27 protein-coding genes are annotated in these 21,983 nt (G+C 64.7%); 22 read left to right on the top strand and 5 right to left on the bottom strand.

The window, feature by feature from the left end; all coding sequences use genetic code 11:
* The 3 genes from DFP89_RS07145 to DFP89_RS07135 form a co-directional block, all read left to right on the top strand.
* Positions 1 to 282, top strand: a 282-nt coding sequence (locus DFP89_RS07145) for a transposase (RefSeq protein WP_147273283.1), incomplete at its 5' end; no start/stop codon positions are given.
* Between the two features lie 85 nt (positions 283 to 367).
* Positions 368 to 1,125, top strand: a protein-coding gene (locus DFP89_RS07140; RefSeq protein ID WP_425452644.1) for an IS5-like element ISSpo7 family transposase whose coding sequence is annotated in 2 segments (ribosomal slippage) — positions 368 to 689 and positions 689 to 1,125 — 759 coding nt in all. Because the reading frame shifts where the segments join, the coding sequence is not laid out codon by codon here.
* A gap of 174 nt (positions 1,126 to 1,299) precedes the next feature.
* Complete coding sequence (locus DFP89_RS07135; protein WP_114348734.1) at positions 1,300 to 3,618, top strand: calcium-binding protein; 2,319 nt, start codon at positions 1,300 to 1,302, stop codon at positions 3,616 to 3,618.
* A gap of 72 nt (positions 3,619 to 3,690) precedes the next feature.
* Here the strand turns inward: DFP89_RS07135 and mdh are convergent, their stop codons facing one another.
* Positions 3,691 to 4,653, bottom strand: a complete 963-nt coding sequence (mdh, locus tag DFP89_RS07130) for a malate dehydrogenase (protein WP_114348733.1) — start codon at positions 4,651 to 4,653, stop codon at positions 3,691 to 3,693.
* Between the two features lie 183 nt (positions 4,654 to 4,836).
* Here mdh and DFP89_RS07125 point away from each other — a divergent pair, with 183 nt between their 5' ends.
* The 13 genes from DFP89_RS07125 to DFP89_RS20290 all read left to right on the top strand — a co-directional run bounded on the left by DFP89_RS07125 (position 4,837) and on the right by DFP89_RS20290 (position 13,754).
* A complete protein-coding gene (locus tag DFP89_RS07125) occupies positions 4,837 to 5,586 on the top strand; it encodes a sulfite exporter TauE/SafE family protein (protein WP_181870276.1) in 750 nt (249 codons plus the stop codon).
* Between the two features lie 67 nt (positions 5,587 to 5,653).
* The gene (locus tag DFP89_RS07120; RefSeq protein ID WP_114348732.1) at positions 5,654 to 6,493 is read left to right on the top strand and encodes an HpcH/HpaI aldolase/citrate lyase family protein; all 840 of its coding nucleotides are present in this window, start codon (positions 5,654 to 5,656) and stop codon (positions 6,491 to 6,493) included.
* Positions 6,494 to 6,538: 45 nt separating this feature from the next.
* Entirely contained in the window at positions 6,539 to 7,081 is a 543-nt protein-coding gene (locus tag DFP89_RS07115) for an NnrU family protein (protein ID WP_114348731.1), read from the top strand.
* Between the two features lies 1 nt (position 7,082).
* Positions 7,083 to 7,289: a DUF1737 domain-containing protein gene (locus DFP89_RS07110; RefSeq protein ID WP_114348730.1), complete on the top strand. Its 207-nt coding sequence runs from the start codon at positions 7,083 to 7,085 to the stop codon at positions 7,287 to 7,289.
* Between the two features lie 355 nt (positions 7,290 to 7,644).
* Positions 7,645 to 8,037, top strand: coding sequence for a succinate dehydrogenase, cytochrome b556 subunit (gene sdhC / locus DFP89_RS07105; protein WP_114348729.1), 393 nt, complete (start codon positions 7,645 to 7,647; stop codon positions 8,035 to 8,037).
* A gap of 13 nt (positions 8,038 to 8,050) precedes the next feature.
* A complete protein-coding gene (locus DFP89_RS07100; RefSeq protein WP_114348728.1) occupies positions 8,051 to 8,440 on the top strand; it encodes a succinate dehydrogenase, hydrophobic membrane anchor protein in 390 nt (129 codons plus the stop codon).
* 12 nt (positions 8,441 to 8,452) lie between these two features.
* Positions 8,453 to 10,255, top strand: a complete 1,803-nt coding sequence (gene sdhA, locus DFP89_RS07095; protein ID WP_114348727.1) for a succinate dehydrogenase flavoprotein subunit — start codon at positions 8,453 to 8,455, stop codon at positions 10,253 to 10,255.
* Positions 10,255 to 10,614 carry a hypothetical protein gene (locus DFP89_RS07090; RefSeq protein WP_114348726.1) on the top strand — a complete coding sequence of 120 codons (360 nt, stop codon included), beginning with the start codon at positions 10,255 to 10,257 and terminating at the stop codon, positions 10,612 to 10,614. Before sdhA ends, DFP89_RS07090 begins: the two co-directional genes overlap by 1 nt.
* Positions 10,614 to 10,946, top strand: a complete 333-nt coding sequence (locus tag DFP89_RS07085) for a hypothetical protein (RefSeq protein ID WP_114348725.1) — start codon at positions 10,614 to 10,616, stop codon at positions 10,944 to 10,946. Before DFP89_RS07090 ends, DFP89_RS07085 begins: the two co-directional genes overlap by 1 nt.
* Before the next feature lie 5 nt (positions 10,947 to 10,951).
* A complete protein-coding gene (locus DFP89_RS07080; protein WP_114348724.1) occupies positions 10,952 to 11,896 on the top strand; it encodes a hypothetical protein in 945 nt (314 codons plus the stop codon).
* 55 nt (positions 11,897 to 11,951) lie between these two features.
* The gene (locus tag DFP89_RS07075; protein ID WP_114348723.1) at positions 11,952 to 12,683 is read left to right on the top strand and encodes a hypothetical protein; all 732 of its coding nucleotides are present in this window, start codon (positions 11,952 to 11,954) and stop codon (positions 12,681 to 12,683) included.
* An 18-nt stretch (positions 12,684 to 12,701) separates the two neighbouring features.
* Positions 12,702 to 13,481 carry a succinate dehydrogenase iron-sulfur subunit gene (locus DFP89_RS07070; RefSeq protein ID WP_114348722.1) on the top strand — a complete coding sequence of 260 codons (780 nt, stop codon included), beginning with the start codon at positions 12,702 to 12,704 and terminating at the stop codon, positions 13,479 to 13,481.
* A gap of 108 nt (positions 13,482 to 13,589) precedes the next feature.
* Complete coding sequence (locus DFP89_RS20290) at positions 13,590 to 13,754, top strand: hypothetical protein (protein ID WP_181870275.1); 165 nt, start codon at positions 13,590 to 13,592, stop codon at positions 13,752 to 13,754.
* A 9-nt stretch (positions 13,755 to 13,763) separates the two neighbouring features.
* Here the strand turns inward: DFP89_RS20290 and DFP89_RS21005 are convergent, their stop codons facing one another.
* Positions 13,764 to 13,889 (bottom strand): hypothetical protein, encoded by a 126-nt coding sequence (locus DFP89_RS21005; RefSeq protein ID WP_281271199.1) that lies wholly within the window; start codon positions 13,887 to 13,889, stop codon positions 13,764 to 13,766.
* Positions 13,890 to 13,995: 106 nt separating this feature from the next.
* On the opposite strand from DFP89_RS21005, the gene DFP89_RS07065 reads away from it, so the two are divergent.
* Positions 13,996 to 14,820, top strand: coding sequence for an urea carboxylase-associated family protein (locus DFP89_RS07065; RefSeq protein ID WP_114348721.1), 825 nt, complete (start codon positions 13,996 to 13,998; stop codon positions 14,818 to 14,820).
* A 6-nt stretch (positions 14,821 to 14,826) separates the two neighbouring features.
* Here the strand turns inward: DFP89_RS07065 and DFP89_RS07060 are convergent, their stop codons facing one another.
* Positions 14,827 to 15,519 (bottom strand): metal-dependent hydrolase, encoded by a 693-nt coding sequence (locus DFP89_RS07060; RefSeq protein ID WP_114348720.1) that lies wholly within the window; start codon positions 15,517 to 15,519, stop codon positions 14,827 to 14,829.
* Positions 15,520 to 15,656: 137 nt separating this feature from the next.
* Between DFP89_RS07060 and gatC the strand changes: the two genes are divergently transcribed.
* From gatC to DFP89_RS07040, 4 genes are read left to right on the top strand one after another with little or no spacing between them, the layout of a single operon-like run.
* Positions 15,657 to 15,944 carry an Asp-tRNA(Asn)/Glu-tRNA(Gln) amidotransferase subunit GatC gene (gene gatC, locus DFP89_RS07055; RefSeq protein ID WP_114348719.1) on the top strand — a complete coding sequence of 96 codons (288 nt, stop codon included), beginning with the start codon at positions 15,657 to 15,659 and terminating at the stop codon, positions 15,942 to 15,944.
* The gene (gene gatA / locus DFP89_RS07050) at positions 15,941 to 17,422 is read left to right on the top strand and encodes an Asp-tRNA(Asn)/Glu-tRNA(Gln) amidotransferase subunit GatA (protein ID WP_114348718.1); all 1,482 of its coding nucleotides are present in this window, start codon (positions 15,941 to 15,943) and stop codon (positions 17,420 to 17,422) included. Before gatC ends, gatA begins: the two co-directional genes overlap by 4 nt.
* 23 nt (positions 17,423 to 17,445) lie before the next feature.
* Positions 17,446 to 18,030 (top strand): hypothetical protein, encoded by a 585-nt coding sequence (locus DFP89_RS07045; protein WP_114348717.1) that lies wholly within the window; start codon positions 17,446 to 17,448, stop codon positions 18,028 to 18,030.
* Complete coding sequence (locus DFP89_RS07040) at positions 18,027 to 18,659, top strand: N-acetylmuramoyl-L-alanine amidase (RefSeq protein ID WP_114348716.1); 633 nt, start codon at positions 18,027 to 18,029, stop codon at positions 18,657 to 18,659. The genes DFP89_RS07045 and DFP89_RS07040 overlap by 4 nt, the downstream gene beginning before the upstream one ends.
* Here the strand turns inward: DFP89_RS07040 and DFP89_RS07035 are convergent.
* Both DFP89_RS07035 and DFP89_RS07030 read right to left on the bottom strand, forming a co-directional pair.
* On the bottom strand, positions 18,644 to 19,420 hold the full coding sequence (locus DFP89_RS07035) for a 23S rRNA (adenine(2030)-N(6))-methyltransferase RlmJ (protein WP_114348715.1): 777 nt from the start codon (positions 19,418 to 19,420) through the stop codon (positions 18,644 to 18,646). The genes DFP89_RS07040 and DFP89_RS07035 overlap by 16 nt on opposite strands.
* A 556-nt stretch (positions 19,421 to 19,976) precedes the next feature.
* Positions 19,977 to 20,201 (bottom strand): DUF1127 domain-containing protein, encoded by a 225-nt coding sequence (locus DFP89_RS07030; protein WP_114348714.1) that lies wholly within the window; start codon positions 20,199 to 20,201, stop codon positions 19,977 to 19,979.
* Between the two features lie 327 nt (positions 20,202 to 20,528).
* Between DFP89_RS07030 and DFP89_RS07025 the strand changes: the two genes are divergently transcribed.
* Positions 20,529 to 21,647, top strand: coding sequence for an Mrp/NBP35 family ATP-binding protein (locus DFP89_RS07025; protein WP_114348713.1), 1,119 nt, complete (start codon positions 20,529 to 20,531; stop codon positions 21,645 to 21,647).
* Positions 21,648 to 21,983: the final 336 nt, after the last annotated feature.

Raw genomic sequence — 21,983 nt, 5'->3', positions numbered from 1 at the left:
AGTCTGCCTGATGCCGAGTGGATGATCGCGGACCGGGGTTATGACGCCGACTGGTTCCGAGATGCGTTGAAAGACAAGGGGATACGCCCCTGCATCCCCGGTCGGAAGTCACGCGGCAAAGCTGTCCGCTACGACAAGCGGCGCTATCGCCGCCGCAACCGCATCGAGATCATGTTCGGTCGGCTGAAAGACTGGCGCAGGGTCGCAACCCGCTATGACAGATCCGCCAAGACCTTCCTATCCGCCGTCGCCCTCGCCGCAACAGTCATGTTCTGGCTGTGAAGATCAATGAGTCTGGAGCCTAGGCTCCAGACCCATTGTTTTCAGGCGTTTGGCATGATTCAGGCTCCGCAAGGAGACCTGATCGATGAGCAATCTTTACTGGCTGACCGACGCCCAGATGGAACGCCTGAAGCCGTTCTTTCCCAAGAGTCATGGCAAGCCCCGCGTCGATGATCGCCGCGTTCTCAGTGGCATAATCTTCATCAACCGCAATGGGTTGCGGTGGTGTGATGCGCCGAAGGAATACGGGCCCGCCAAGACCCTGTACAACCGTTGGAAGCGCTGGAGCGACAACGGGGTCTTCGCCCGAATCATGGTCGGCCTGGCCGCTGAGAGCGCCGAGCACAAGACGATCATGATCGATGCGACCTATCTCAAGGCGCACCGCACGGCGTCGAGCCTGTGCGTAAAAAAGGGGGGCGCGAACGTCAGATCGGGCGGACCAAAGGTGGCATGAACACCAAGCTGCATGCCGTTGCCGATGCCAAGGGGCGGCCGATCGGGTTCTTCATGTCCGCCGGGCAGGTCAGCGACTACACAGGCGCCGCGGCTCTTTTGGGCAGTCTGCCGAAGGCGGGTTGGCTGCTGGCGGATAGAGGTTATGACGCCGATTGGTTCAGAGAAGCGTTGAAAGACAAAGGGATAAAGGTCTGCATCCCCGGTCGGAAGTCCCGCAAGAAGGCCGTCAAATACGACAAGCGGCGCTACAAACGGCGCAACCGCATCGAGATCATGTTCGGCCGTCTGAAGGATTGGCGGCGCGTCGCCACCCGATACGACCGCTGCCCGGAAACCTTCTTCTCCGCGATCATGCTCGCCGCAACCGTCTTGTTCTGGCTGTGAAATTCAATGAGTCTGGACCCTAAAGGTCGCGGTGGTCACGGTTTTCTTCGGGAAATCAGAAGTCGGGGAATTAATATGCTGATATTATTAATAAACATATTGACGTATTCACGGCTCTCGCGCTGATTCCGCCTTGGGCAATAAGCCCTGATCAACCAAATCGAGAGATTTACCGTGGCAATTATCAATGGAACAGACGCTTCAGAAATCCTGAGCGGTACGACTGATCCGGATACCATCACCGGCGGCGGTGGTGCGGACACGATAAATGGTAGCGGTGGTAATGATGTTTTCTACATTGGCGGCAACTATTTCGGCTATGACACCTATGATGGGGGCGACGGAATTGATGCCGTCCGCCTGAATGCCAATGTCGCGGTCGCGCAATTCCTGCTGAGCAGCAATGCGATCAATACCGAGATTCTGGATTTCGACGCGTACCAGCTTGGCGGAACCAATGGCGACGATATCTTCGATATCAGCGGCATCTCGACCGTGCCGGTTTACCGCTGGATCCTGCTCAACGACGGCAATGATGCCTTCACCGGCTATCAGGGTGCCGACATGGTCGATGCCGGTGCGGGCAATGACACGCTGACCGGGGGCGGTGGCGACGACGCGCTGGTCGGAGGCGACGGCGACGACACGCTGGGCGGCGGCGCAGGCGATGACAGCCTGACCGGGGCGGCGGGCAATGACCTGTTTCTCCTTGATGGCAGCGAGCCCGGCACCGACACTTACGTCGGCGGCACCGGTAACGACATCATCCGTCTGAGCGACGATCTGGCGGCCGCGCAGCTGTTGCTGACCAGCGCCAATCTCAGCGACATCGAGGCCCTGGATTTCGGCGATTATCACCTTGGCGGCACCGAGGGCGACGACATCATCGACATCAGCGGCATCACCCTGGTGCAGAATGCGCGCTGGTTTTCGATGCAGGGCGGCAATGACAGCTTTACCGGTCATCAGGGCTCGGACTTCGCCGATGGCGGCCGGGGCGATGACACGCTGATCGGCGGCGCCGGCGACGACAGCCTGTTCGGCAGCGACGGCAATGACAGCCTGGACGGCGGCGAGGGGGCGGATATCTTCACCCTGTATGGCAGCCTGATCGGCAGTGACACCTTCAACGGTGGCGTGGGGATCGACATCATCCGCCTGACCGACAATATCAGCACCACCCTGCTGCAGATGGCCGCGGCCAATATCGTCGATGTCGAGGCGCTGGATCTTGGCAGCTACAGCTTGTCGGGGACGGCGGCGAATGATGTCTTTGACATCAGCGGCGTGCAGATGATCGTCAACAGCCGGGTCGTCGATCTGGGTGCCGGCGCCGACAGCTATACCGGGCATATCGGCCAGGACCTTGTCGATGGCGGTGCGGGGGATGACACGCTGCGCGGCGGTGACGGCGCCGACAGCCTGACCGGCAACAGCGGCAATGACCGTCTGGACGGCGGCGCCGGCAATGACCTCTTCATGATCGTGTCCGGCGATGTCGGCAATGACACCTGTCTTGGCGGCGGCGGAACCGACACCATCCTGCTTGGCGCCGATGTGATCGCGAACCAGTTCATGCTGACCGCCCACACCGTCGTCAGCGTCGAGGCCATGGATTTCGGCGGTCACGCGTTGTCGGGGACGGCCAGCAGCGACAATTTCAACCTGACCGGCGTCCAGGCCATCATCAATGGCAGTCGCATCGAGTTGCTGGCGGGCGACGACCGGCTTGTCGGCCATCGCGGCGCTGACAATGTCGATGGCGGCCTTGGCAATGACAACCTGTACGGTTGGCTGGGGAACGACACGCTGCTGGGCGGTGCAGGCAATGACGTGCTGGACGCCGGCGAGGGGCATGACGAGGTCGATGGCGGGGACGGCAACGACCTCCTGGTTGGCCGTCACGGCGACGACACGCTCAGCGGCGGCGCCGGCACGGATAGCCTGAGCTATCTTCATGCCACGGGCATTGTTCAGGTGAACCTGTCGCTGACCACCGCCCAGGCGATCGGCGGCGGCGAGGGGATGGACATGCTGGCCTCGATCGAGAACGTGATCGGCTCGAACTATGCCGACCGGCTGATCGGCAGCGGGCTTGCCAATGACATGAATGGCGGCTCGGGGGATGACGTCCTGTATGGCATTGCGGGCAATGACCGGCTGTTCGGTTCGGGGGGCAATGACAAGCTGTTCGGCGGCACGGGCAATGACTTTCTGGCCGGGCATGCGGGCAACGACTCGCTGTTCGGCGGTGCCGGTGCGGATGTGTTCACCTTTAAGGCTGACTCGGGTGCGGATCGGATCATCGGCTGGGAGAACGGCCCCGACCGGATCCTGATCCAGGGCGAGGGGGTCTATGACGAGTTCATTGACCTGACCATCACCTCGACCCGCGGTGGCGCGCATGCCGTCGTCAAGTTCGGCGACTGCACCATCACGCTGGTGGGCGTCGAAGCCGCGCGGCTTGACGCCTCGGACTTCCAGTTCGTCTAAGGCGGGTTCTGCAAGGAAAGGCCCCGCAGGTCGAACCTGCGGGGCCTTTTTTTCGTTCCCTGGGTGCCGGGCTCAGGCCAGCGAGGGGTCGATCTGCTTGCAGGCTGCGACCAGGCCCTGCACCGCCTCGACGGACTTGTCGAACATCGCCTGTTCGTCCTTGTCCAGCTTGATGTCGATGACCTTCTCGATGCCATTCGCGCCGATCACGGTCGGCACGCCGACATAAAGCCCGTCCAGACCATAGGCGCCCTTGACGAAGGCCGCGCAGGGCAGGACGCGCTTTTGGTCCTTGAGATAGCTTTCCGCCATCTCGATGGCCGAGGTGGCCGGGGCGTAGAAGGCCGAACCGGTTTTCAGCAGGCCGACGATCTCGGCTCCGCCGTCGCGGGTGCGCTGGACGATCGCGTCCAGTTTCTCCTGCGTGGTCCAGCCCATCTTGACCAGATCGGGCAGCGGGATGCCGGCGACGGTCGAATAGCGGGCCAGGGGCACCATGGTGTCGCCATGGCCGCCCAGAACAAAGGCGGTCACGTCGCGCATCGAGACGCCGAATTCCAGCGACAGGAAGTGGCGGAAGCGGGCCGAGTCGAGCACGCCGGCCATGCCGACGACCTTCTCGGCGGGCAGGCCGCTGAACTCGCGCAGCGCCCAGACCATGGCATCCAGCGGGTTGGTGATGCAGATCACGAAGGCGTTCGGGGCATGCTGCTTGATGCCTTCGCCGACCGATTTCATGACCTTCAGGTTGATGCCCAGCAGATCGTCGCGGCTCATGCCGGGCTTGCGCGGCACGCCGGCCGTCACGATGCAGACATCGGCGCCGGCAATGTCGGCATAATCATTGGTGCCCTTCATCACGGCGTCGAAGCCCTCGGAGGGGCCCGATTCCGCGATGTCCAGCGCCTTGCCTTGCGGCGTGCCCTCGGAGATGTCGAACAGGACGACATCGCCCAGTTCCTTCATCGCCGCCAGATGCGCCAGCGTGCCGCCGATCTGTCCCGCACCGATGAGTGCGATCTTGGGTCGGGCCATTGTAACCTCCGATTTCCTTGATGGTTCGAGCGGTGGCGTAGTCCCTTGGAATGAGAATCGCAAGCCTTGCCTGACGGGCGCGGCGGAAATCCTGTCCTGTCAAGCGCTAACATCGGGCGATCTTGCGCGTTGCGCCGGCTTGCCGGCTGGACTAGGCGGAAATGCGCGGGAACGGAGTGGGCGATGGATCTGGGCGAGCTGGGAATCTGGGGCTGGGTGCTGGGCTGCGTCGCGGCCTTTGCCGTCGGTCTGGCCAAGGGCGGCCTGTCGATGGTCGGCATGCTGGGCGTGCCGCTGCTGGCGCTGGTGATCTCGCCGGTACAGGCGGCGGGGATCCTGCTGCCGGTCTATATCGTCTCGGATATCGGCGGGCTGATCGCCTTCCGGCGCAGCTTCGACCGCCGGGTGCTGGCCACGCTGATCCCCGGCATGCTCAGCGGCATCGCCCTGGGCTGGGCCACCGCGCGGCTGGTCAATGAGGCGCAGGTCGGGCTGATCGTCGGGCTGATCGGGCTGGCCTTTTCGCTGAATGCGCTGCTGCGCCCGGGGCTGTCAGGCCCGGCGCATGGGCCGTCGGGGGTGCTTGGCAGTTTCTGGGGGGCGCTGTCGGGCTATACCAGCTTTGTGTCGCATTCCGGCGCACCGCCCTATCAGATCTATGTCCAGCCGATGCGGATGGAGCCGATGCTATACGCCGGCACCACCACGATCTTTTTCGCCATCACCAATGCGGTCAAGCTGATCCCCTATGCGGCGCTGGGGCAGCTCTCGCCGCACAATCTGTCGGTCTCGGCGGTGCTGGTGGTGCCGGCACTGCTGGGGGTCGGCGCCGGGCTCTGGATCGTCAGGCGGGTGCCGGCGAACTATTTCTACAAGTTCATCACCTGGTCGCTGGCCGTGGTCTCGATCAAGCTGATCTGGGACGGAATCTAGGCCCGCGCCTACTTGCGATTCCGCCCGCAACCCGACAATCTTGCGGGGAAATATGTAAGAGGTCCGAATGGCTCGCCCCTATCGCTCGGTGCTTTACATTCCCGCCGCCAATACACGGGCAATGGAAAAGGCCCGCACCCTGCCGGCCGATGCCATCATCTTCGATCTTGAGGATGCGGTGGCCCCGGCGGAAAAGCTGCATGCCCGCGAATTGCTGGCCCGCGCGCTGCTGGCCGATTACGGCGGTCGGGCGCGGATCGTGCGCATCAACGGGCTTGAGACCGAATGGGGCGAGGCCGACGCCCGTGCCTTTGCCCGCGATGCCGATGGCGTGCTGATCCCCAAGGTCAGCCGCGGCGCCAGTCTGGACCGCGCCGCCGCGCTGATTCCGACCACGCCGCTTTGGGCGATGCTGGAAACCCCCGAGGGCATGCTGAAAGCGGCCGAGATCGCCGCCCATCCGCGCCTGACCGGCATGGTCATGGGCACCAACGACCTGGCCAAGGACCTGCATGCCCGCTTTCGTCCCGACCGGGCGCCGCTGGTGGCGGGGCTGGGCCTGTGCCTGCTGGCCGCCCGCGCCCATGGCCGGATCATCGTCGATGGCGTCTATAACGCCTTTCAGGATCAGGCCGGCCTGCGCGCCGAATGCGAGCAGGGCCGCGACATGGGTTTTGACGGCAAGACCCTGATCCATCCCGACCAGTTGGACATCGCCAACGAGGTTTTCGCCCCCTCCGAGGCCGAGATCGAGCTGGCGCGCCGCCAGATCGCCGCCTTTGATCAGGCTCGCGCGCAGGGGCTTGGCGTCGCGGTTCTGGACGGCCGCATCGTCGAGAACCTGCATGCCGAAACCGCCCGCGCCACGCTGGCCATGGCCGAGGCGATTGCCCGCAGCGCCTCATGATGGCAAAGTGACGGCAATTAACATCCAGCGAGAGAGAGCAGCCAGATGGTCATCCTGATACTGGGCGTCGCGCTTTGGTGGGCGGCACATCTTCTGAAACGCGTGGCGCCGGGCCTGCGCGCAAGCATCGGGCGCGGCGGCGTCGCGGGGGCGCTGCTGGTCTCGGTCGTCCTGATGGTCATCGGCTATCGGATGGCGGACGGCCCCTATTGGTGGGGCGCTACCGCGCCCTTGAAGGGCATCAACAACCTGCTGGTTCTGCTGGCTTTCTATCTATATGCGGCGGATGGGATGAAGACGCGGATCACCCGTCATCTGCGCCATCCGCAGCTGACCGGCTTTGCGCTCTGGGCCTTTGCGCATCTGTTGCCGAATGGCGATCTACCCTCATTCGTGCTGTTTGGCGGGCTGGGGATCTGGGCGCTGGTCGAGATGGTGGTGATCAACCGCGCCCAGCCGGACTGGGCGCCGCCTGCGGGGCCGGTACCCGTGCGCAAGGAAATCATGGCTGCCGCGGGCGCCGTTCTTGTGACGCTGGTGGTGGGGCTGATCCACGCCTGGCTTGGCTATAACCCCTTCGGAGGCTGACGTGACCACGATCTATCGCTGCATCACCGAGGACGATACCTCGCAATTCTGCCACCGCGTCAGCGAGGCGCTGTCGAAGGGCTGGTCGCTGCATGGCGCGCCCTCGATGGCATTCGACCCGCAAAAGGGCGTGATGCGCATGGCGCAGGCCGTCACCAAGGAAATCGAGGCCGAATATCACCCCGAGATGAAGCTGGGCCAGCAATAGCGGCGGCTCTGCGGCCTTTCGGCGCAGGTGATCACAAATCTTGCCACAGGTCGGATTCCGGTGGAGCGATCTTGCGAATCCTGCGTGGGGGACTCGTCCCGGGGGGCTGATCCAAATCCATGAGGCTTGCGCGCGGCTGAGTCCCGGCTGGTAACGCAAACAATTCCGCCCCATGTGATCACAGGCGGCGAGTGCGTGATCACAAAATCCAAAAATCGGTAAGCTTGGTTCTTTCGTCTGGAATCCCTTGGTGACAGATGCCAGAAAACGACTAGAAGCGAAAAAAACGAAAATCCCGGCCAGCCCTCGCCGCCAGCCGACGCGCCGAGGGCCCCTGAACGCAGGAGAGCGCAACATGGCTGACGTCAACCGGGGCAACCGGCCGCTGTCACCGCATCTGCAGGTCTATCGCCTGCCCCTTGCCGCAATCACCTCGATCCTGACCCGCATCACCGGCCATGCACTGGTTGCGGGTATCGTGCTGATCGTCTGGTGGCTTCTGGCCGCTGTCAGCTCGCCCGGTGCATTCGCCTGCGCCGACTGGGTGGTGCGGTCCTGGCTGGGCTTCATCGTTCTGACCGGCTCGATGTGGGCGCTGTGGTATCACCTGCTGGCCGGTATCCGGCACCTGTTCTATGATGCGGGCTATGGCATGAACATCGAGCAGGCGCAGAAATCCAGCCAGGCGCTGATCGCCGGTTCGGTCGGCCTGGCCGTACTGACGCTGATCGTCTTCTTCATTTTCTGAAAGGGCAGGGATCATGCGCTATATCACCCCGCTGAAAGCCGCCGAAGGTCTGGGCTCCGCCCATTCGGGCACGCAGCACCACTGGGCCATGACCGTCACCGCCGTCGCGCTGCTTGTGCTGACGCCGCTGTTCATGATCACCGTCGCCTGCGCGATCGGCCTGCCGCGCGAATTGCTGCTGGTCTATTTCGGCCGCCCCTTCCCGGCCATCATCACCGCGCTGTTCGTGACCGTGGGCATGATCCACTTCATCAAGGGCACGCGGATCATGATCGACGATTACTTGCAGGGCGGTGCCCGCAAGGCGGCGATCATCGCTTCCGTCATCTTTGGCTGGGCGGTCATCGCCTGTGCCCTTTACGCGCTGGCCCGCATGGGTCTGGGCGCGATCGTCGTCGTCTGAGGAAACCACGCCATGGCTGAATACAAATATGTAACGCATGATTATGACGTGGTGGTCGTGGGCGCCGGCGGGGCCGGGCTGCGCGCGACGCTGGGCATGGCCGAGCAGGGGCTGCGCACCGCCTGCGTGACCAAGGTTTTCCCGACCCGCAGCCACACCGTCGCCGCGCAGGGCGGCATTGCCGCGTCGCTGTCGAACATGGGGCCGGACAACTGGCAATGGCACATGTACGACACCGTCAAGGGCTCGGACTGGCTGGGCGACACCGACGCCATGGAATATCTGGCGCGTTCGGCCCCGGCGGCGGTCTATGAGCTGGAACATTACGGCGTGCCGTTCTCGCGCACCGAAGAGGGCAAGATCTATCAGCGCCCCTTCGGCGGCCACACCACCGAATTCGGCGAAGGCCCGCCGGTGCAGCGCACCTGCGCCGCCGCCGACCGCACCGGCCACGCCATCCTGCACACGCTTTACGGCCAGTCGCTGAAGGAAAAGGCCGAGTTCTTCATCGAATATTTCGCGCTGGACCTGATCATCACCGATGGCCGCTGCACCGGCGTCGTCTGCTGGAAGCTGGATGACGGCACCATCCATGTCTTCAACGCCAAGATGGTGGTGCTGGCGACAGGCGGCTATGGCCGCGCCTATTTCAGCGCGACCAGCGCCCATACCTGCACCGGCGACGGCGGCGGCATGGTGGCGCGCGCGGGCCTGCCCTTGCAGGACATGGAGTTCGTGCAGTTCCACCCGACCGGCATCTACGGCTCGGGCTGCCTGATCACCGAGGGCGCGCGCGGCGAGGGCGGCTACCTGACCAACAGCGAGGGCGAGCGCTTCATGGAACGCTATGCCCCGACCTACAAGGACCTTGCGTCCCGCGACGTGGTGTCGCGCTGCATCACCATCGAGATCCGCGAAGGCCGCGGCGTTGGTGAGCACAAGGACCACATGTTCCTGAACCTGATGCACCTGCCGCCGGAAAGCCTGCATGAGCGTCTGCCGGGCATTTCGGAATCGGCCAAGATCTTTGCCGGTGTTGACGTGACGCGCGAGCCGATCCCGATCCTGCCGACCGTGCATTACAACATGGGCGGCATCCCCACGAACTATTGGGGCGAGGTGCTGAACCCGACCGAAGCCAACCCGGACGCCACCTTCCCCGGCCTGATGGCTGTGGGCGAGGCCGGCTGCGCCAGCGTGCATGGCGCGAACCGCCTTGGCTCGAACAGCCTGATCGACCTTGTGGTCTTTGGCCGTGCCGCCGCGATCCGCGCTGGCGAGGTGATCGACCGCGCCGCGCCGATCCCGGCCACCAACAAGGAGGGCGTGCAAAAGGCGCTGGACCGCTTTGACCGCATCCGCAATGCCAATGGTTCGGTCCCGACCGCCGATCTGCGGCTTGAGATGCAAAAGACCATGCAGGCTGACGCCGCCGTCTTCCGCACCGACAAGACGTTGGCCGAGGGCGCCGAAAAGATGAAGTCCATCGCCGCCAAGCTCAATGATCTCAAGGTCACCGATCGCAGCCTGATCTGGAACAGCGACCTGATGGAGACGCTGGAGCTGACGAACCTGATGCCCAATGCGCTGGCGACCATCATCGCCGCCGAGGCGCGCAAGGAAAGCCGCGGCGCCCATGCCCATGAAGACTGGCCCGAGCGGGATGATGCCAATTGGCGCAAGCACTCGCTTGCATGGGTGAAAGGCAACGATGTTAAACTGGCTTATCGGCCCGTTCATCTTGAGCCTCTGACCACGGCAGAGCAGGGCGGGATCGACCTGAAAAAGATCGCACCCAAAGCGAGGGTTTATTGATGCGTCTTCCCCTGATCCTGACCACTGCCGCGCTGGCCCTGTCGGGCTGCGTGATCCAGAACCCCGGCATGGCCCCCGCGCCTGCGCCGCTGCCTCAGGTGACGACGCCGTCGCCGGATGTGGCGATCCGCAGCTCGGCGCGGGTGGTCGTCAACCGCGAGATGGCCAAGCGCCTGCCCGGCGCCAATGTCGCGCCCTATACCGATTGCGTGCTGCAGAACGCCACCACGGCGGAACTGGCCAGCATCGCCGATTCCGGTGCGGACGGGGCGGGGAATGCCGTGGCCTCGATCGTGGGCCGGCCGGCGACCTCGCAATGCATCGCGGGTGCGGCCGCCGCCGCCAAGGGCGTCGCCTGATGGGCGCCCGGCGGGTGCTGATGGTTCTGGCCCCGGCAATGCTGGGGCTGGCCGCCTGTGCGCAGCCGCCACAAATGTCCGTGGCCGAGGCCGAGCGCTATTGCAGCCAGAACCTCAGCGATCCGGGGGTCGGCATGACCGCCCAGCCCCGGATCAGCATCGGCATCGGCTCGGGCGGCTATCGCGGCGCCGGGGTGGGGGTGGATTTCACCCCCGACCGTTCATACGCGTCGCGCGACCCCGAGATGATCTTCCACAGCTGCGTGCGCAGCCGTTCGGGTCAGGCGCCCAGCAAATCGCTGTATCAGCAGCCGGGCTGGGGCGGGAAATGATCCGCATGGACGATACGATGCCGTCCGCACATGGCGCGCGCCGGCTGGTCATCCATATGGGCGTTCCCAAAACCGGCTCGACGTCGTTTCACCACTTCGTTGCGCGGAATATCCGGCAGCTTTCCCGGCGTCTGGTTGTTCCCTGCCAATTGACCGGCGTTGCGACCCAGCCGATCGGTCGCGCGGCGATTGCCTACAGCCTTGCCCCCGACAGCGAGACCGAAGGAAAGCTGCGCAAGGCCTTTTCGGAGATCCTGACGGGTCTGCCTCAGAACGACCTGCCGGTCCTTCTGACGCATGAAAATCTTGCCGGGGCGTTGCCGGGGAATGGCGGCGAGGCATATTTTTTCCCCATGATGCCCAGGATCGCCAGGATCCTTGTCGATGAGGCGCGCGGTTTTGATGTCCGGATCGCCTTCTACTCGCGCCAGATGGATAAATGGCTGGAAAGTGTCTGGGGACAGGTCATCAGGACGGATGGCTATAGCGGGACCTACCCGCAGTTTCTGCAGATGATCGCAGAGATAGCTGACTGGGACGACCTGAGCACGCGCCTCTCGGACGCGATCGGGGCCGGCAAGGTGGTCCGCTTCGCCAGCGAGGACGAAAAAAACCTGTTGCGGCCTGGTCTGCAGCTCTTGCGTCTGGCGGGTCTCTCGGACGGGGATCTTGACGCCATGGAGGCGCTGGACCAGCCCGCTATGATGCGGCTGAACGCAGGTGCGCTCGAGTTCCTGCGACAGGTGAACGCATCCGGGATCAACCCTCATGCCCGCAACAAGATTGCCAATCTTGTCGCGCGCCATCAGCCCTTGTTCAACGTGGATTTCCGGTCGCCAGCGCATCCCAGGGCGTCGGGGACCAGCGCCCATCCGCTGCCAATCTCGGGGGCGGAGGCCGAAGCCGAACACCGTCGCAACGGTGCCTCTGCAATCGGGGGGGCGGCATGAGCATGCAACCCTGGATCCGCATCTGCATCGGCCAGCCGCCAGGATGGGGCTACGCATGATCCGCGCCCATCTGGCCACCTTTCCGCCGCGCCGCCGGCTCTTGCGCAAGACCTGCGAGGCGATCCTGCCGCAGGTAAACCATCTGTTCGTGGTGCTGAACGGCTATGAGGATATCCCCGGTTTTCTGGCCAAGGACCCGAAGGTGACGGCGGTCATTCCCGACCGCGACGTCAAGGATGCCGGCAAGTTCTGGTTCACCCCCGCGCCCGAGGACATCGTCTTCACCATCGATGACGATATCGGCTATCCGCCCGATTACGTGACCCGCACGCTGGCGCATCTGGACGCCATCGGCCCCGAGGGCAATGTCGTCGGCTATCAGGCCAATGTCTATGTCGGCCCGCGCGGCGAAGGACAGACGGTCTGGGACAATTACCTGTTCCACCAGCCCGCCGATCAGGTGCTGGGCGCCTCGATCCTCGGCACCGGCACGCTTTGCGCGCGCGGCTCGTCGATCCCGCCTTTGTCCGAGATCGAACCCAATGCCGGCGCCTGCGACATTCCCTTTTGCGCCTGGCTCTTCCAGCGCGGCATCCTGCCCTGGACCCTGCCGCGCGAGGCGGGCTGGCTCTCGAACGAGCTGCCGCGCAACCTGCGCCCGTCGAGCCTTTTCCAGACCGTCGCCCGCAAGGGGCATGCCGCCTATCGCGGCCTGATGTGGTCCTTTGCGACCCGCTGGCCGCATGCCAATATCCGCCACGACCGCTTCGCCGCGCGTCCGGCCTGACCACCAGGAGAGACCCCAATGGTCCAATTCAACCTTCCCAAGAACAGCCGCATGCGGGTCGGCAAGACCTGGCCCAAGCCCGAGGGCGCCACGAATATCCGCCGCTTCAACATCTATCGCTGGGACCCGGATAGCGGGGAAAACCCGCGCATCGACAGCTATTTCATCGATCTGGACAAGACCGGACCGATGGTTCTGGACGCGCTGATCAAGATCAAGAACGAGATCGACCCGACGCTGACCTTTCGCCGGTCCTGCCGCGAGGGGATCTGCGGTTCCTGCGCGATGAATATCGACGGCGGCAACCATCTGGCCTGCATCTATGGCATGGACGAGATCAAGGGCGACGTGAACATCTATCCGCTGCCGCATATGCCGGTGGTCAAGGATCTGGTGCCGGACCTGACGCATTTCTACGCCCAGCACGCCTCGGTCCATCCCTATCTGATCACCGAGACGCCGACCCCGGACAAGGAATGGCGCCAGTCGATCGAGGATCGCAAGAAGCTGGACGGGCTTTATGAATGCATCCTTTGCGCCTCCTGCTCGACCTCCTGCCCCAGCTATTGGTGGAATGGCGACCGCTATCTTGGCCCGGCGGCGCTGCTGGCGGCCTATCGCTGGATCATCGACTCGCGCGATGAGGCCACGGGCGAGCGGCTGGACGAGCTTGAAGACCCCTTCAAGCTTTACCGCTGCCACACGATCATGAACTGCACCAATACCTGCCCCAAAGGGTTGAACCCGGCCAAGGCCATCGCCTCGATCAAGCATATGATGGTGGACCGGATCGTCTGATCTGCGCCCCCTGCGACAATGACGCCGCGTTGCAGCCATGGATTGTGCTGCGGCGCGGCGTTAAACTTCGCTCAGGGAGAACCCTGTCCTTCGATCCGGAGAGCGAAGATGAATACCCCCGAAAACCCCCTGAAAATCGCTGGCAATCTGGCTGTGATCGACCCCGCTCGCGACCGTGTTGCGCAGCAGTCGCTGGCGGTGCTGGAGCAGATGTATGGCTATTTCAGCTATGAGCCGATGCCGCTCGAGGCCGACCGCCGTCTTGCCGCCTGACCAGCAGTCCTAACGCCTGCATGACGGGCCTTCGTGTGTCTGGCGGATGCGCCCGGACGTCCCGCCCATCGCCTGATGGCTCTGCCGCATGGATATTTGAGTGAAGAAGAAATCGCGGCTGTCTTTCTTCTTCATTCAAATATCCATGCTGCCCGTGACGCAGGGGCGAAGATATCTTGATGGGGCGGGCGGGTGACGCCTAGCATGGGCGGATCGTCACCCGGCTGTCAGGAGATACCACATGATCCCCTTGGATGCTGTCGCGCGCCGCGCCATCAAGCCCGTCATCTGCTACCCCAACGAGACCCTGCCGGACCCCGATCTGGCAACGCTGGCCAGGGCGCGGGCGGGCGCGCGCAAGAGCGGCGAATGTCTGGTGCCGCCGCGCGCGGGGCGCTGTTTTCGCGTCCCCGCCGGGCATTTCTTTCGTATCACCAGCGTCGAGGGGCCGCAGGTCGGCGATCTGGATATCTGGTCCGCCGCCGACCCGACCGAGCGGCTTTACTCCGGCAAGACCCGCGCCCTGCACGGCACGCATCTGACGCGGGGCGACCGGCTGTGGTCGAATTTCCCGCATCTGCGCCCCCTGGCCACGATCACCGAGGATACGCTGGAATGGTACGGCATCGACGAATTCGGCGGCTCGGTCCATGACGTGATCGGCACGCGCTGCGATCCCTATACCCATCACCTGCTGAGCGGGCAGGACTATCACCATTGCTGCCACAACAACCTGACCTATGCCCTGATCGAGGAACTGGGCCTGCCCCGCGATCAGGCCGAGCCGCTGGTCCATGATGTCCTCAACGTCTTCATGTGCACCGGCTTCACCCGCGATACCGGGCAGTATTTCATGAAGGCAAGCCCGGTGCGCCCCGGCGACTATCTGGAGATGTTCGCCGAGATCGACCTGATCGGCGGGCTCTCGGCCTGTCCGGGCGGCGATTGCGGCTCCGAGCATTCCAGCGATACCGTCACCTGCTATCCGCTGCTGGTCGAGATATTCGCCCCCGCCGGGCCGGTCGCGCGTCCCGAGCCCGCCCCGAACGGCTATCGCTGGCCCTGACCCGCGCTATGGCGTGATCGGGACCAGAACCTCGGGTTCGATCACGTTCACGCCCGGCAGGCCTGCCTTCAGCGCATCGGCATTCTGTTCGAGCAGCGGGAAGGTCCGGTAATGGCAGGGGATCACGGTCTTGAAGTCGAAATAGCGTTTCGCCGCATAGGCCGCGCGCCGCATGTCCATGGTGAAATGCCCGCCCGCGCAAAGGATGCCGATATCGGGCTGGTGATAGTCGCCCATCCATTCCATGTCGGCCATGATGTCGGTGTCGCCCGAGACATAGATCACATGATCTTCGCCCGCGATCATGTAGCCCGACTCGTGGCCGGCATAGACCGGGCCTTCATTCCCCTCCATCGACGAGGAATGCGTGGCGTTCACCATCGTCACCCGGGCACCATTCAGATCGACGGTGCCGCCCTTGTTGAAGCCGATGGTCTCGATCGCCTGATGGGTCTGCCAGCTGCTCATCAGGTCATAGATGCCGACCACGGGGATGTTCAGCTCGCGCGCGATGGAAATCGTGTCGCCGGTATGATCGCCATGGCCATGGGTCAACAGGACATGGGTGGCGCCGGCGATGGCCTCGGCCCGGCGATTCTCGGGGAACATCGGGTTTCCCGACAGCCAGGGGTCGATCAGGATCACGGCATCTTCGATTTCCAGCCGAAAGCCGGAATGGCCAAGCCAGGTGATTTTCATGGGGCGGCTCCTTTTCATGCAGGTCGCATCCTGCCAAGCCGGGGCGCGCGCGTAAAGTTCCGGCGCGGCACGGGCCTTGCGCGCTTGCCCCGCCCCGGCTGCCCCGGTAAAACCCCGGCCAAGCGAAAGGAGCCCCCATGGCGATCACTGAGGATGAAGCCCGCAAGGTCGCGCATCTGGCGCGGATTGCGGTCGATGACGCGGACCTGCCGGCCCTGGCGCAGGAGCTGAACGGCATCCTGCATTTCATGGAGCAGCTGAACGAGGTCGATGTCGAAGGCATCGAGCCGATGACCGGCGTCGAGCCGATGCGGCTGAAGCGGCGCGTGGATATCGTCACCGATGGCGAGATGCAGGACCTGATCCTGAAGAATGCGCCCGATGCGCGCGAGGGCTTCTTTGCCGTGCCGAAGGTGGTGGAATGAGCGATCTGAACAAACTGACCATTGCCAGCGCCCGCGACGGGCTGCGCAAGGGCGATTTCACCAGCCTTGACCTGACCGAGGCCTGCCTGAGCGCCATCGAATGCGCCGACGGGCTGAACGCCTATAGCCACCGCACGCCCGATGCCGCGCGCGCCATGGCGGCGGCGGCGGATCAACGCATCCAGTCGGGTGACGCGCCCGCGATGTGCGGGATTCCTCTGGGGATCAAGGATCTGTTCTGCACCAAGGGCGTGCCCTCGCAGGCCGCGAGCCGCATTCTGGACGGTTTCCTGCCGCAATATGAATCGACGGTCACGCAGAACCTGTGGGACGCGGGCGCGGTCATGCTGGGCAAGCTCAGCATGGATGAATTCGCCATGGGGTCCTCGAACGAATCCTCGTGCTATGGGCCGGTGGTGAACCCGTGGAAAGTCGATGGGCGGCAGTTGACGCCGGGCGGTTCCTCGGGCGGCTCGGCCGCGGCGGTGGCAGCTGACCTGTGCTTGGCGGCGACCGGCACCGATACCGGCGGCTCGATCCGCCAGCCTGCGGCATTCACCGGCACGGTGGGGCTGAAGCCGACCTATGGCCGCGTCAGCCGCTGGGGCGTCATCGCCTTTGCCAGCTCGCTGGATCAGGCCGGGCCGATGACCAAGACCGTGCGCGACGCGGCGATCATGTTGGGGGCCATGGCCTCGGTCGATCCCAAGGATTCGACCAGCGCCGAGCGCGAGATCCCCGATTACGAGGCCGCGCTGACCGGCGATATTCGCGGCAAAAAGATCGGCATTCCGCGCGAATACCGCATGGAGGGCATGTCGGATGAAATCGACGCGCTGTGGCGTCAGGCGGCCGAGATGCTGCACGATGCCGGGGCCGAGATCGTCGATATCAGCCTGCCGCATACGAAATACGCGCTGCCCGCCTATTACGTCATCGCCCCGGCCGAGGCGTCCTCGAACCTCGCGCGCTATGACGGCGTGCGCTATGGCCGCCGCGCCAAGCTGGGCGCGGGCGATGGCGTGGTCGAGATGTATGAAAAGACCCGCGCCCAAGGTTTCGGCCCCGAAGTGCAGCGCCGCATCATGATCGGCACCTATGTGCTGTCGGCAGGCTTTTATGACGCCTATTACAACCGCGCCCGCCGGGTCCGCGCGCTGATCAAGCGCGATTTCGATCAGGCCTATGCCGCGGGCGTCGATGCGATCCTGACCCCCGCCACCCCCAGCGCCGCATTCGGCCTGGGCGAGATGTCGGGCAAGGACCCGGTCGAGATGTATCTCAACGACGTCTTCACCGTGACCGTGAACCTGGCCGGCCTGCCGGGGATTTCGGTGCCGGTGGGCCTGGACAAGCAGGGCCTGCCGCTGGGAATGCAGCTCATTGGCCGTCCTTGGGATGAAGCCGGTCTGTTGAACCTTGCGCAGAGCCTCGAATCTGCGGCAGGCTTCACGGCGAAACCCGCGCGCTGGTGGTGAGCGGCCTTTTACAGGAGAGACGGATGCGAAACCTTGTGATCCTGTCGGTGCTGGCGCTGGCCGCTTGCGGCGAAAATACGGGTTGGAACCCGAATTACAGCGGCATGCATAATGGTACGAGCTATGCTAAATACATGCATGAACGCGAGGCGGCGCTGCATGGCCGGGGCGCGGTGCCCTCGGTGATTCCGGTCGAGCTGCCGGCCAAGGCGCCGACTGCGGCCGAGATCGCGGGGACTGTGCCCACGCAGACCAAGGCCGCAGGCACGGTGACTGTCACCGCCAGGGCCCCCAAGAATGTTCCCGCGACCATGCCGGTGACGACCAGCGGACCCTATCCCGGCTCGACCCCGGTGCTGGTGCGCTATGCCCATCAGGAACAGCAAAACCCCGGCTCTCAGGTCTATAAGCGGCCTCAGGCCCGGACCGGCGGTTCGGTGCTGGATGCCGGGCGCAGCTGCTCGGGCTATGCCTCGGCGGATATCGCGCAGCGCGCCTTCATTTCGGCGGGCGGCCCGATTCTGGACCCCAAGGGCATGGATCCCGATGGTGACGGCTTCGTCTGCGGCTGGGACCCGCGCCCGGTGCGCAACGCCTCCGGGCTTTGAGCTCTTCGCCCAATCACGGCGACCGGCGCGGCCAGCGGCCCGAGCTGGTCGTCATTCATTATACCGGCATGGCGGACGGGCCTTCGGCCCGCGCCCGGCTCTGCGATCCCGCAGCCGAGGTCAGTGCCCATTGGCTGATCCATGAGGACGGCCGCACCGAGGCGCTGGTCCCCGAGGACCGCCGCGCCTGGCATGCCGGCGCCGGCAGTTGGCTGGGGCGCGACGACGTGAATTCGCGCAGCATCGGCATCGAACTGGTCAATCCCGGCGACAGCCCCTTTCCCGAGCCGCAGATGGCGGCGCTGGAGCGGCTTTTGCATCAGATCGTGGCGCGCTGGGGCATTCCTGCGGCAGGGGTGATCGGCCATTCCGACATGGCGCCGGGGCGCAAATCGGACCCCGGCCCACGTTTCGACTGGCGGCGGCTGGCCGTGCAGGGCCTTGCGGTCTGGCCCGCGGGGGCGGCGGGTGATGATCTGCCCCTGGCCGAAAGCCTGACCCGCATCGGCTATCCCGACGATCCGGCGCGGCTCGCGGCATTCCGGCTGCGCTTCCGGCCATGGGCGGACGGCCCCGAGGATCCAACCGACCGCCGGATCGCGGCAGCTCTGGCCTATAGCGTATCGTAAAGCGCCTCGATCCGCGCGGCCTCGTCACTCAGACCATAGGGTGGGTTGATGACGAACATGCCAGATCCGACCATGCCATGGCCGGGCCGCGCGGGCGGGAAACGGACCTCGGACAGCAGTGCCTCGGGATCTGCGGCGCGCAGCGTTTCGACCATCGGTGCCTGCCGGCCATCGGTCAGGATCGGATACCACAGCGCGATGGTGCCGACATTCCATTTCCGCGCCAGCTTGGCGATATGGCGCGGGATCGCGTCGTAATCGGCCTTGATCTCATAGCTTGGGTCGATCAGCAGCAGCCCGCGCCGGGGCGTCGGCGGGCAGATCGCATTGGCCATCTGGAACCCGTCCTGACGGTGCAGATGCGCGAAGCCGCCGACGCGGGCCAGGGCGTCGTGCTCGGCCGGGTGCAACTCGGCCAGATGGGCCTCATCCTCGGGGCGCAGGAAATAGCGGGCGATCAGCGGCGAGCCGGGATAGGCCTGCGGCCCGTGCAGGGCGCGGATCTGGTCCAGCGCCTGACGCAAGGGGTGATCCGCGGGCAGCCAGTCCTGCGCCAGGGCACGGGTGATGCCGGCACGGGCCTCGCCGGTCTTTTCCGATTCCGGGCCGCCAAGGTCGTAAAGCCCGCGCCCGGCATGGGTTTCCAGATAGCTCAGCGGTTTGGGCTTGGCGCACAGGTAATCCAGCATCCACGCCAGCAGCGCGTGCTTGTGCAGGTCGGCCAGATTCCCGGCGTGATAGGCGTGCTGATAGGACAACATGATTTCCCCCTATATCCGGCAGCCGGAAATGAAAAGCGGCGGCGCCCAGGGAGGAGGAGGGGGCGCCGCCGCACAACGCCGGCCCAGGGAGGAGGAGGGGCCGCGTATAGGTCGCGGTCATGGCAGGGAGGAGGAGCCATTGACCGCTGCCGACGATCCCGGGGAGGAGGGGGGAGCGTCGTATTCCGTCCCGCATCAGGGCGGGGATTTGCGGCGGCACCCTCCAGGGAGGAGGAGGGGAGGGTGCCGCCTGAACTGCGAGATCCCGGGAGGAGGTGGGATCGCGCCGTATGGGTTGGCGGCACCCTCAGGGAGGAGGAGGGAGGCTGCCGCCGGAACTGCAAGACCCAAGGGAGGAGGCGGGTCTTGCCGTATTGGGTGGCGGCATCCCCAGGGAGGAGGAGGGGGGAGGCCGCCAGTACCGTGAAGCCCAAGGGAGGAGGAGAGGGCTTCTCCGGAACCTAATTTTTGCGGCGGCATCCTCAGGGAGGAGGAGGGAGGATGCCGCCTGAACCCAGACCCCAGGGAGGAGGAGGGGGTCGGGTATCGTTATTCCTTACTTCGCACCCCAGGCGGCTTCGTAAGCCACGCTGCGGATGTTCGAGCGGCACATGCCGAGGTCGGCCAGGTCGCGGTCGGTCAGATCGTTCAGTTCGCGCAGGGTCTGGCGATAGACCGAACGGCGGGCCATGTAATCACGGGCGTCGGCGACGAATTTCGCGATGCGACCGTTGCCAGCTTCGTTGCGGGCGGTGCCTTGGTTCAGTACGAGAACAGCCATTTCATCTACTCATCTTCTTGCGGGTTCGCGGCGGGCCGGATTGCCTGTCGCTTTGTTAGGGCCAACATGGTTCGTTTTCTGCACTTGCACAATGGGCCGGGGTGAAATGCTGCTATGCAGAAACGACATATCTGTTTCTGGGAGATGCACACAAGACGTTAAAATCCCGTAAAATTTCGTGATCTCCAGCGCGGAGAACGCCAATTTCGCTGGGTTTTCCGGTTTGTGACGCGGGGGAACAAGCCCTTATCCGGGCGCCGCCGACGGTGCCTTGCCGCCGTCCGGGGCATTTGTCATTCTGCCGGCGCTTTGCTTCTGGGGGATGAAATGGCGATATCACGGGAACGTGTGCTTGAGGAATTGGCGCGGATCGCGGTTCCGGGGGGTGGAAACCTGGTTTCCGACGATCTGCTGCGGGCGCTGCATGTCGATGCCGAAACGATTCGATTCGTGATCGAGGCCCCAGATGCGGTGGTTGCGCGTGCCCTTGCCCCGGTCGAGGCCGAGGCGCAGCACCGCCTGAGCGCGCTGACCGGCGACCAGAAGGTTCAGATCGTGATGACCGCGCCCGCCGCGCCCCGTGGCCCGGCGCCGCAGGTGGTGGCGCGCTCGGGCGAGGGGGTACCTGCGGGCGCCGAGCCGCCCAGCCTCAAGATCGGGCGGCATCCGACGCCGCAGGCCGGGCCGGCCCCGGTCAGTGGCGTGGCGCGGATCCTCGCCATCGGCTCGGGCAAAGGGGGCGTGGGGAAATCCACTCTGACCTCGAACCTCGCGGTGGCGCTGGCGCGGCAGGGGCGCCGGGTCGGGCTGCTGGACGCCGATATCTATGGTCCCTCGCAGCCGCGCATGCTGGGCCTGACCGGCCAGCGCCCGGTCAGTGACGGCCAGATGATCGAGCCGCTGCACGCCCATGGCGTCACCGTCATGTCGCTGGGTCTGATGATGAAGGAAGGCGAGGCGGTGGTCTGGCGCGGCCCGATGCTGATGGGTGCGCTGCAGCAGATGCTCAATCAGGTGAAATGGGGCGAACTGGACGTGCTGCTGGTCGATCTGCCGCCCGGCACCGGCGATGTGCAGTTGAGCCTGTGCCAAAAGGCGCAGGTCAGCGGCGCCATCATCGTCTCGACCCCGCAGGACGTGGCGCTGATCGACGCGCGCCGCGCCATCGACATGTTCGACAAGCTGAAAACCCCAGTGCTGGGGCTGGTCGAAAACATGACTACTTATATATGTCCCAATTGCGGCCATGAGGCGCATCTGTTCGGTCATGGCGGCGTTGCTGCCGAAGCCGCAAAGCTGGGCCTGCCTTTCCTGGGCGAGATTCCCCTGAACCTCGATGTGCGGCTGGCCGGCGACGAAGGCACGCCGGTCGCGGCCGGTGACGGCCCGGTGGCGCAGGCTTTCGCCCGGCTGGCCGAGCGGCTGGTCGCGGGCGGCATGGCCTGAACCTCGACGCCAATCCCTGCGGCCCGGGCGGGCCGTGGGGCGCTTCCGGGAAATCATGGGAATGCGGGCTGGGAAAATCCGGGAATGGCCTCTGGCGCGGCCTTTTGCGCCGAATCACTGCCGCGTGATTCCCTGTGATTCCGGGGCTGTTCGCCGGGGTTTGCGGGGGCGATCTACCGCTTGAGCGGCTGGCCGGGGCCGAGTCATGTCGATTTCGGGATTTTGTGGGATTTATTTACCACAACGCGATTTCTACCATATCTAGTGGTATAGCGGCGTAACTGGCCCAAACCTTCCGTCGCCCTCGCGTGGGCGTGAAAGTGTTCACGGACATTC

The organism is Paracoccus lutimaris, from assembly GCF_003337565.1.
GTDB classification, from domain to species: domain Bacteria; phylum Pseudomonadota; class Alphaproteobacteria; order Rhodobacterales; family Rhodobacteraceae; genus Paracoccus; species Paracoccus lutimaris.
The sequence above is the reverse complement of the archived record's forward strand: the minus strand, read 5'-3'. Positions and strand labels throughout refer to the sequence as shown.

Bases quoted from the DNA above. Each gene is read 5' to 3' on its own strand.
- DFP89_RS07070 (WP_114348722.1), top strand. From the start codon at position 12,702: ATGGTCCAATTCAACCTTCCCAAGAACAGCCGCATGCGGGTCGGCAAG.
- DFP89_RS07025 (WP_114348713.1), top strand. From the start codon at position 20,529: ATGGCGATATCACGGGAACGTGTGCTTGAGGAATTGGCGCGGATCGCG.
- DFP89_RS21005 (WP_281271199.1), bottom strand. From the start codon at position 13,889: ATGAAGAAGAAAGACAGCCGCGATTTCTTCTTCACTCAAATATCCATG.
- gatC (WP_114348719.1), top strand. From the start codon at position 15,657: ATGGCGATCACTGAGGATGAAGCCCGCAAGGTCGCGCATCTGGCGCGG.
- DFP89_RS07065 (WP_114348721.1), top strand. From the start codon at position 13,996: ATGATCCCCTTGGATGCTGTCGCGCGCCGCGCCATCAAGCCCGTCATC.
- DFP89_RS07060 (WP_114348720.1), bottom strand. From the start codon at position 15,519: ATGAAAATCACCTGGCTTGGCCATTCCGGCTTTCGGCTGGAAATCGAA.
- DFP89_RS20290 (WP_181870275.1), top strand. From the start codon at position 13,590: ATGAATACCCCCGAAAACCCCCTGAAAATCGCTGGCAATCTGGCTGTG.
- DFP89_RS07120 (WP_114348732.1), top strand. From the start codon at position 5,654: ATGGCTCGCCCCTATCGCTCGGTGCTTTACATTCCCGCCGCCAATACA.
- DFP89_RS07035 (WP_114348715.1), bottom strand. From the start codon at position 19,420: ATGTTGTCCTATCAGCACGCCTATCACGCCGGGAATCTGGCCGACCTG.
- DFP89_RS07075 (WP_114348723.1), top strand. From the start codon at position 11,952: ATGATCCGCGCCCATCTGGCCACCTTTCCGCCGCGCCGCCGGCTCTTG.
- sdhA (WP_114348727.1), top strand. From the start codon at position 8,453: ATGGCTGAATACAAATATGTAACGCATGATTATGACGTGGTGGTCGTG.
- gatA (WP_114348718.1), top strand. From the start codon at position 15,941: ATGAGCGATCTGAACAAACTGACCATTGCCAGCGCCCGCGACGGGCTG.
- DFP89_RS07085 (WP_114348725.1), top strand. From the start codon at position 10,614: ATGGGCGCCCGGCGGGTGCTGATGGTTCTGGCCCCGGCAATGCTGGGG.
- DFP89_RS07115 (WP_114348731.1), top strand. From the start codon at position 6,539: ATGGTCATCCTGATACTGGGCGTCGCGCTTTGGTGGGCGGCACATCTT.
- mdh (WP_114348733.1), bottom strand. From the start codon at position 4,653: ATGGCCCGACCCAAGATCGCACTCATCGGTGCGGGACAGATCGGCGGC.
- DFP89_RS07100 (WP_114348728.1), top strand. From the start codon at position 8,051: ATGCGCTATATCACCCCGCTGAAAGCCGCCGAAGGTCTGGGCTCCGCC.
- DFP89_RS07045 (WP_114348717.1), top strand. From the start codon at position 17,446: ATGCGAAACCTTGTGATCCTGTCGGTGCTGGCGCTGGCCGCTTGCGGC.
- DFP89_RS07125 (WP_181870276.1), top strand. From the start codon at position 4,837: ATGGATCTGGGCGAGCTGGGAATCTGGGGCTGGGTGCTGGGCTGCGTC.
- DFP89_RS07090 (WP_114348726.1), top strand. From the start codon at position 10,255: ATGCGTCTTCCCCTGATCCTGACCACTGCCGCGCTGGCCCTGTCGGGC.
- DFP89_RS07080 (WP_114348724.1), top strand. From the start codon at position 10,952: ATGGACGATACGATGCCGTCCGCACATGGCGCGCGCCGGCTGGTCATC.
- sdhC (WP_114348729.1), top strand. From the start codon at position 7,645: ATGGCTGACGTCAACCGGGGCAACCGGCCGCTGTCACCGCATCTGCAG.
- DFP89_RS07030 (WP_114348714.1), bottom strand. From the start codon at position 20,201: ATGGCTGTTCTCGTACTGAACCAAGGCACCGCCCGCAACGAAGCTGGC.